Source organism: Massilia sp. P2_C2, assembly GCF_056404615.1.
On record NZ_JBFUDR010000336.1, the window covers coordinates 1 to 6,100 of the forward strand.

Below are 6,100 nucleotides of genomic sequence, written 5' to 3' on the forward strand. Positions count from 1 at the left end.
TACTGGCACGGGCACGGCCCGCGCCATCCGGGCACGTTCGACCTGGGCGAGCAGCACGGCATCCGGTACCGCCGCGGGCATGCTCGCGGGCGCGGGCGCGGGCGGCGGCGCAGGATTCGGATCGGGCGTCAGCCACAGCGTGGCGAGGCGCACGGCGCGCTGGCCATGGTCGACCAGTTCCAGGTATAGGTGGACATGATCCGCGTCGACGGAACGGGTCGACGTCACGTGCAGGAACTGGCGCCCGTCGCGCCGCATGACGGACAGGTTCAGGCTCGCCAGCACGGGCGGCATGGCGGTGCCGGCGCCATTGTAGACCTCCGGGCTGGCCAGACGCACCTGCACGGGCGTGGCAGGATCCTCGAGCAGGGTCAGCTCGACGTCGGCCACCAGGGGCTGGCCAATGTGGGACGCGACGCGCGGGTCGCCCAGCTCGGCCGCGTGGACGGGAACGAGCGCGGACAGAGCGAGACTGCAGAGGAAAAGGCGGGTACGGCTGGCCATGGCGTGGAAAGTGGGAGGCGTCAGCATCGTTAACGGCCGTTGCGGTACACTCTTTAACGTCATTATCAAACCGACACAGGATGCGTCCATGGACAACAGGATAGAGAAGGACAGCTTTGGCCCGATCGACGTACCCAGCGACCACCTCTGGGGTGCGCAGACCCAGCGCTCGCTGCACCACTTCCACATCTCGACGGAACAGATGGCGCCCGAGCTGGTTGCCGCGCTGGCCCAGGTGAAGCGCGCGGCCGCCGCCGTCAACCGCTCGCTCGGCAAGCTCCCGCAGGACAAGGCCGACGCCATCATCCGTGCCGCCGACGAGGTGCTGGAAGGCCGCCATCCGTCCGAATTCCCGTTGTCCGTGTGGCAGACCGGCTCCGGCACCCAGAGCAACATGAACATGAACGAGGTGCTGGCCAACCGCGCGTCGGAATTGCTGGGCGGGGAACGCGGCGAGGCGCGCCTGCTGCATCCGAACGATCACGTCAACATGGGACAGTCGTCGAACGACATGTTTCCCACCGCGATGCACGTGGCGGCCGCGCAGGCCGTCGCGAAGGACGTGCTGCCGGCGCTGGCGAAGCTGCGCGCCACGCTGGAGGTGAAGGTGCGCGACTTCGTCGACATCGTCAAGATCGGGCGCACGCACCTGCAGGACGCGACGCCCTTGACCTTGGGCCAGGAATTCTCCGGCTACGTGGCGCAGCTGGAATTCGCCGAGCACGCAATCAAACACACCCTCCCCGGCCTGCTGCTGCTGGCGGCCGGCGGCACCGCCGTGGGAACCGGGTTGAATGCGCATCCGGAATTTGCCAACCGCATCGCGGCCGAGATCTCGTCGCGGACCAGCCTGCAGTTCAAGTCGGCGCCGAACAAGTTCATGGCGCTCGCCGGCCACGACGCGATGGTGCAGGCGCATGGCGCGTTCAAGACGCTGGCCACGGCTCTCATGAAGATCGCCAACGACGTGCGCTGGATGGCGTCCGGCCCCCGCTCGGGCCTGGGCGAGATCACCATCCCGGAAAACGAACCGGGCAGCTCCATCATGCCGGGCAAGGTGAATCCGACCCAGTGCGAGGCGTTGACGATGCTGTGTTGCCAGGTGTTCGGCAACGACGTCGCGATCACGGTCGGTGGCTCGCAGGGCAACTTCGAGCTGAACGTGTTCAAGCCGATGATCGCCCACAACTTCCTGCAGAGCGCACGCCTGCTGGCCGACGGCATGCGCTCGTTCGACGAGCATTGCGCCCAGGGCATCGAGCCGAATCGCAAGCGCATCGGGGATTTGATGGAGCAGTCGCTGATGCTGGTGACCGCGCTGGCGCCGCATATCGGGTATGATCGCGCCGCGCAGATCGCCAAGACCGCCCAGCACAATGGCCTCACGCTGCGCCAGGCGGCCCTGCAATCGGGCTTCGTCGACGAGGCGCAGTTCGACCAGTGGATCGTGCCGATCGAGATGACGCGGCCGCACCCGGACTGAGGCCCTCCGCACGGGACACCGGACGCCGCTCCTGCCAGCGCGGGCGCGGCGTCTTTTTTTTTAGTATGTTGTATAAACGAACACAACAGTATTACATCGAACAACAACCGAGGATAGAATGCAAATAACAACTTTTGAACTGACATCGGAGTTCATCGAACTGAATCAGCTCCTGAAGCTGGTCGGCGTGGTGGACAGCGGCGGCGCCGGCAAGCACGTGGTGGCCAGCGGCGCGGTGTCGGTCGACGGCAAGAAGGAACTGCGCAAGACGGCCAAGATCCGCGCTGGCCAGGTGGTGACGCTCGGCGACGTCCGCATCGACGTACGATAAAGTCTCGTCGAGGTGCACGGCGCAACCCCGGCGGTCGCACCGGGCGAGCCGTCCCCGACGGTAGGGTTGACGTTTGCGCGCTGACAAACTTGGGCAGTCCTCCTTCTCTATATTGAAGTCGTGACAACCGGCTAAAGGTGAGGAAGATGGAAACCCCAGAACCAAGCTCCATGACGCAGCAGCGGTTGATCGGAGACCTGCGTCTCGTCATCGAAAATGCGGAAGAACTGCTCAAGAATACCGATCACTACACCGGTGTCGTGTACCAGAACGCCCGTGCCAAGCTGGCGCTGGCGCTCAATGCAGCCAACGAGGAACTGGCCCGCTTCGAGGAGGAACAACTGGACCGCATGATGGAAGCGACGCGCGCGGCGAACGAAATGCACCACGACATGACCGGCGAAGAGCGCATCCTGCGCGCCTTCTACCACTGACAGTGCGGCGCCAGCGACGGCGCCGCTCCGCACACCGCCCCTTCATCCCCCGGTCACGATCCCCGTCACGATCCCTTCTTCCAGCCAGCGCCGCAGGTGCGTGGCCACATCGAAATCCCCATCCAGGTCGAACGCCGCGTCGAGCGCCGCGCCGAATGTTTCACCACGCGCGAGGCAGGCCAGCGCCGCATGTTCCGCCGCGCTGACGGCGCGCACGTCGACGTCGAGGCGCGGCCGTTGCACGAGCACGTATGTGTCCGCGCGCAGCGCGTCCGGAAAATCCGGGCCACCCGGCTGGTGCGCCTGCCACAGCGCCACCGTGGCCCACGGCGACGCGTGCAGGCGCAGCGACGGGTGCAGGTCCGCGCGCGCGGCCTCGAACGCGTCGGGCGCGAGGCCGGCCAGCGATGCCGGCACGACCTCCCAGTCCGGCGCATACCACGCCTCGTGCACACACCATTCCAGGCGCGCGACGTCGGCCAGGTAGGGATGGCCGGCGGCCGGCTCGAAACCGTCGAGAAAATCCGGCAGCGCCGCGCCGAAACGGTTCAGGTCAGGGTCGCATGCCGGATGCGCCTGGCCGCAGGCGTGCGCCAGTCCATCGAAAAAGTCGTCGCCCACGAGTTGGCGCAACACGGGATAGGCGCTGGCCAGTGCGCGGCTCCAGTGGGCGTCGAGATTGCCGCGGTAAATGCCGAAACGGCGGCCGAAACGGCGCGGATCGCCCTTCAGCAGCGGCGCCAGCGCGGCCTCGCGCGTACCGTCGAACAGTGCGGCGCCGAAGGCTTGCTGGACGGCGTCCAGGTCGGCCGTCGCGGGCGGCAGGTCCGGCGGTGCGGCGGTGGTGACGATATCGGCCCGCGTCGTTAGCGCCGCGATGCTCCGCGCCCGCGCCGCCTCGTCCAGCAGCACGTCGAGCGCGGGCAGGTCCGTATCCCATTCGACGAGCGTGGGCACGGCGCCGAACTGCGCCAGTGCCGCGCGGTACAGGTCCCACACGGGTGGCGCGACGCGGTCTCCGTGGTGGTCGATCAGGCCGTCGGGCGTGACGAGGTGGCCGCCCAGGTGGATCTCCCCCACGCTGCCGGGCGGCAGCGCGGCGATGGCGGCGACCGGATCCTCGCCGTGGTTGCGCTGGTTGACGTACAGGTTGTTCACGTCCAGCAGCACGCCGCAGCCCGTGCGGCGCGCCAGCGCGGCGAGGAATTCGGCCTCGGACAGCGCATCGCCGGCGAAGCGGACATAGGTGGACACGTTCTCGACGAGGATGCGCCGCCCCAGCGCATCCTGCACGCGCGCGACGCGCGCGGCGACGAGGTCGAGGGCCGCGCGGTCCAGTTGCAGGGGCAACAGGTCGTTCAGCTGGCGGTCGCGCAGCGCGCCCCAGCTCAGGTGTTCGGATACGAGGGCCGGCTCGAGCGCCCGCACGAGCGCGGCGACGCGGGCCAGGTGATCGTCGGAAAAACCGTGCACGGAGCCGAGGCCGAGACCGACGCCGTGCAGGCTGACGGGATAGTCGCGCCGCACCGCGCGCAGGACGCGCCAGTCGCGGCCAGCGCGCGCGAGGAAATTTTCCGTGTGAACCTCGACCCAGCCGACGGCGGGCCGGCGCTCGAGGAAAGCGCGGTAGTGCGGCGCCCGCAGACTGATGCCGGTGCCGGCCAGCGGGGCATCAGGGCGGGCCATGACGGGCGCAGGCAAGCCTTACTTGTTCGCCGTCTTCGCCGGCGCGAGCTTGCCGCCGGTCTTTTCGCAGGTGCCCTTCGGGACCATCTTCCACTCGGCCGGATCCTTGTCGACCGTCGCCAGGCCGGCGCAGCCGTGGGTGGACGTGCCGCAATCGTTCTGGCCGGCCTTGGCCACGCCAAAGCATTTTTCCTCGCTGGCGGATTGCATCTCCGTCTGGCCGGTAGCACTTGCCTGGGCGGCGCAGACGCTCGCGAGCGCGGCCGCGATCAGGGCTTGTCGTTTATTCATGGGGTTCTCCGAATCACAATGTACGTACGTGCACTACGGCAAGCATTCTACTGCGGATGGCATGCAAAAGGGGAGGAAGTACGCCGGCCGGGGCGGCCGTTGTGGGCGGCGCGCCGGACCTGTCAGTCCGGGCTGCGCGGCATATGGTGGCGACTGAGCGGGTTGTGTATGCGGCCGCCCCCGTCGCGCCGGGTACTGCGCCGATAACGAGGGAAGCGGCGATTCCGTTGACGCGCACGGCGCCGGCGGATGGTCAGGCGGTAGTGTTGATGTGGTTGCCCAGGTGCGGCGGCAGGTTCTGCGTGGGCGCCGCCGACTGCACGGCTTCCAGCATCTGGGTGGCCGCCGCGGCCTGGATGTCCTGCGATTTCTTCAGCACGGCCAGCGCGACGTCCTGGCGGGTGCCCGTGTCGGCGATGCTGGTGGCTAGCTTGGCGATACCTACGGCGTCCATATGTGCTCCTGATGGGTGGTCGGCCGTGCGCCCGCACTGCCGCTTATCCCATTAACGGCGCGGGGCGCGGAAACTTTAGGCCGGCAGGCGATGGAATTGACTGATCCAGCGCAGCACCGTATCGCGGTCGGCCAGGGCTAGCCACGCCACGTGCGCCGCCAGGCCGTCCGGGCGCGCCACGCTGGACGCGACGGCCACGATGTGCGGATCCAGCGGGTACATGGGCGGCCTGCCGACTTCCGGCCGGTACACCTCGAGCTTGGGCAGCGCTTCCCATTTATAGCCTTCCACCAGCGTCAGGTCGGCCGGCGCAAGACGGGCCAGGAGTTCGGCCAGCGGCGGTTCGGGCGCGTCGCGCAGTTCGCGCATGATGGCGACGCGGTACGGCGACGCGATCATCACTTCCGCCGCGCCGGCCGCGCGGATGCGGGCGCTGTCCTTGTGCGACGGTTCCAGCACGATGTCGTGGTGGCTGTGCTTGACGACGTTCACGCGCAGGCCCGCCGCGGCGAGCCGGCCCACGAGGAATTCCAGCAGCGTCGTCTTGCCGCTGCCGGACCAGCCGATCACGCCCAGCACCGGGCCGCATCCCGGCGCTTCAGTACGCGACACTTCAGTACGCGACACGATAGCGGGTTCCCCGGAAGTTCATCACGGCGGCCCTGGGCAGCAGTTTTTCCAGCACGAGGCCGGGCGCGACCTCCTCGCCTTCGTGGCGCAGGGCCTTGTCGACGATCAGCAGGCGGTCGCTCGGATTCGACGAGTACATATAGCCGCCGAACGTCACGCGCGGGATGTCGCGCTGCTGTGCCTCCGGCAATTGTTGCAGGAATGGCAGGCTGTCTTCGGGCGCGGGCGCGGCGGCCGGTGCGGGGGTCGGCGCCGGCGTGGGTGCGACGGTGCGCGCTGCCGGGGCC

At 68.2% G+C, this 6,100-nt stretch carries 9 protein-coding genes; 3 read left to right on the top strand and 6 right to left on the bottom strand.

The features are described from left to right. Nucleotides 1-531 (bottom strand): type IV pilus assembly protein FimV (locus AC1DYX_RS26325; RefSeq protein WP_477264369.1); only part of this gene is annotated, 531 nt, incomplete at its 3' end. Nucleotides 532-592: 61 nt separating this feature from the next. On the opposite strand from AC1DYX_RS26325, the gene fumC reads away from it, so the two are divergent. From fumC to AC1DYX_RS26340, 3 genes are all read left to right on the top strand, one after another. Continuing rightward, complete coding sequence (gene fumC / locus AC1DYX_RS26330) at nucleotides 593-1,987, top strand: class II fumarate hydratase (protein ID WP_477264371.1); 1,395 nt, start codon at nucleotides 593-595, stop codon at nucleotides 1,985-1,987. 118 nt (nucleotides 1,988-2,105) lie between these two features. After that, nucleotides 2,106-2,318 carry an RNA-binding S4 domain-containing protein gene (locus tag AC1DYX_RS26335; protein WP_477264373.1) on the top strand — a complete coding sequence of 71 codons (213 nt, stop codon included), beginning with the start codon at nucleotides 2,106-2,108 and terminating at the stop codon, nucleotides 2,316-2,318. A 146-nt stretch (nucleotides 2,319-2,464) separates the two neighbouring features. Continuing rightward, a complete protein-coding gene (locus tag AC1DYX_RS26340) occupies nucleotides 2,465-2,752 on the top strand; it encodes a DUF883 family protein (RefSeq protein WP_477264375.1) in 288 nt (95 codons plus the stop codon). A 42-nt stretch (nucleotides 2,753-2,794) separates the two neighbouring features. Here the strand turns inward: AC1DYX_RS26340 and bufB are convergent, their stop codons facing one another. The 5 genes from bufB to AC1DYX_RS26365 form a co-directional block, all read right to left on the bottom strand. Next, a complete protein-coding gene (gene bufB, locus AC1DYX_RS26345) occupies nucleotides 2,795-4,438 on the bottom strand; it encodes an MNIO family bufferin maturase (protein WP_477264377.1) in 1,644 nt (547 codons plus the stop codon). 18 nt (nucleotides 4,439-4,456) lie between these two features. After that, entirely contained in the window at nucleotides 4,457-4,729 is a 273-nt protein-coding gene (locus AC1DYX_RS26350; RefSeq protein ID WP_477264379.1) for a BufA1 family periplasmic bufferin-type metallophore, read from the bottom strand. A gap of 253 nt (nucleotides 4,730-4,982) precedes the next feature. Beyond that, nucleotides 4,983-5,183 (bottom strand): YjfB family protein, encoded by a 201-nt coding sequence (locus AC1DYX_RS26355; protein WP_477264381.1) that lies wholly within the window; start codon nucleotides 5,181-5,183, stop codon nucleotides 4,983-4,985. 75 nt (nucleotides 5,184-5,258) lie between these two features. After that, nucleotides 5,259-5,810 carry a molybdopterin-guanine dinucleotide biosynthesis protein B gene (mobB, locus tag AC1DYX_RS26360; RefSeq protein ID WP_477264383.1) on the bottom strand — a complete coding sequence of 184 codons (552 nt, stop codon included), beginning with the start codon at nucleotides 5,808-5,810 and terminating at the stop codon, nucleotides 5,259-5,261. Further along, on the bottom strand, nucleotides 5,797-6,100 hold a 304-nt coding region (locus tag AC1DYX_RS26365; protein ID WP_477264385.1), incomplete at its 5' end, for a general secretion pathway protein GspB. The genes mobB and AC1DYX_RS26365, both read right to left, overlap by 14 nt.